This is a genomic window from Eisenbergiella sp. OF01-20 (assembly GCF_003478085.1).
In the GTDB taxonomy this organism is placed as follows: domain Bacteria; phylum Bacillota; class Clostridia; order Lachnospirales; family Lachnospiraceae; genus Eisenbergiella.
In genome coordinates this window covers 1-1,899 of record NZ_QUES01000051.1, presented here as the reverse complement: position 1 = coordinate 1,899, position 1,899 = coordinate 1, and the positions used below count along the sequence as shown (strand labels likewise).

Sequence of the window (1,899 nt, the reverse complement as noted above, 5' to 3'; positions counted from 1 at the left end):
AGTTAACACCATATTCTTTGGGAGCAAAAACAACATATATTCCTCACAAACGCCTTGAAATAAGGCTTTTTTTATTGCTTCTAACACTTGCAAAATTTATTTTTCTGTGTTACAATAATGGCGTTAGTGGCGTTATATTTCGGAGGATAAATTTATGGCATTCTATCTCAAAAAAACAAAGCTCAAAGGCCGTACCTATCTCTCCATTGATGAGAGTTTCTACAGCCATGAAAAGAAAGGTACTGCACACCGATGCTACATGTCCCTCGGTTCAGTCGAAACATGGATGGCCAGGGGCATCCATGATCCAATCTCCCATTTCCAAAAGGAGGTTGATTCCTTAAACCAGGAACGCTCCCAGATGAATTCCAGGAAAATCTCTGATGTCTCTCCTGTCCTCTATCTCGGGTATTTTCCTTGCAAGTCTATTCTTGAAAAACTACACATCAAGAAATATGTGGACTATTTCCAACTTACACATGACTTCCAGTTTGATCTTTACGAGCTGCTTTCATCCCTCATCTATGCCAGGACGGTCAATCCCTGCAGCAAGCACCGGACCTTCCATGAGGTACTGCCAAATCTCTATGACACGGTTCATTACTCCTATGACCAACTTATGGATGGCCTGTCTTTTATCGGCAACGATTACATGAAATTCGTTGAGATATTCACGGTACAAACAAGGAAAGTTTATGGTCTGGATACTTCCAAAACCTATTTCGACTGTACAAACTTTTACTTCGAGATTGACCGGGAAGATGACTTCCGGAAGAAAGGGCCAAGCAAAGAGGGGAAGAAAGAGCCGATCGTCGGCCTTGGCCTTTTGCTTGACAGCAACCAGATCCCAATCGGCATGAGGATGTACCCCGGAAACGAATCTGAAAAGCCTGTCCTGCGGGACGTGATAGGCAGCCTGAAATCACAGAACAATGTCACCGGGAAGACCATCCATGTCGCTGATAAGGGCCTCAACTGTGCCCAGAATATCGCATCCTCAAAGAAGAACGGGGATGGCTACCTTTTTTCCAAGTCTGTGAAAGGACTTCCTGAAACAGAAAAGACATGGGTACTTTTGGAGGAAGGCTGGAGGGATGTGAAAGACAAAAAGGGAAAGCTTCTGTACCGCTATAAATCCTGCGTTGACAGTTTTCCTTACCAAGTGGAACACGAAGGAAAGGAATTCCTAGTGAAGCTTAGCGAGAAACGCCTGCTTACATATAATCCTTCCCTTGCCTCAAAAAAGAGATATGAGATTAACCGGCTGGTTGAAAAAGCCCGCTCACTGACCGCTTCCAGGGCAAAGAGGTCCGAATACGGGGAATCCGGGAAATATGTAGACTTCAAGGATAAAGATGGAAAAAAAGCAGAGATGCATATCAGGCAGGATGCTATCGATAAAGACTTGGCGTTTGCCGGCTACAACCTGTTAGTGACCTCGGAGGTCGAGATGGCTGACCGGGATATCTACAACACATACCATAATCTTTGGAGGATCGAGGAATCCTTCAAGATCATGAAATCTGATCTGGACGCAAGACCGGCATTCTGCCAGAAGGAAAGCACAATAAAAGGACATTTCTTAATCTGCTACCTTGCTGTGCTTCTGGAACGCATCTTCCAGTTCAAGGTGCTGGAGAACCGATATTCCACATCTGAGATTTTTCGTTTCATGAAAGATTTCAAGGTCACTAAGGCAGAAACCAAATATATAAATACAGCCACCTCCAGTGACATCATCAACGAACTGTCCGAAAGGCTAAAGCTCCCTCTGATGAATTACTTCCTGACGGAAAGCCAGATAAAGACAATATTAAACCAGAAAATTTGAATATCGCTCACACTTAAAAAGCTGTTGCGGGTTTCACATTCACCGCAACAGCTTTTATTTTTCAATCA

At 43.8% G+C, this 1,899-nt stretch carries 1 protein-coding gene; it reads left to right on the top strand.

Translation table 11 applies throughout. The annotated features are described in order from the left end of the window. The first annotated feature begins 154 nt into the window (after positions 1-154). Positions 155-1,831 (top strand): IS1634 family transposase, encoded by a 1,677-nt coding sequence (locus tag DXA36_RS30130; protein ID WP_182479327.1) that lies wholly within the window; start codon positions 155-157, stop codon positions 1,829-1,831. Positions 1,832-1,899: the final 68 nt, after the last annotated feature.

Coding starts and splice junctions, on each gene's coding strand:
- DXA36_RS30130 (WP_182479327.1), top strand. CDS start 155: ATGGCATTCTATCTCAAAAAAACAAAGCTCAAAGGCCGTACCTATCTC.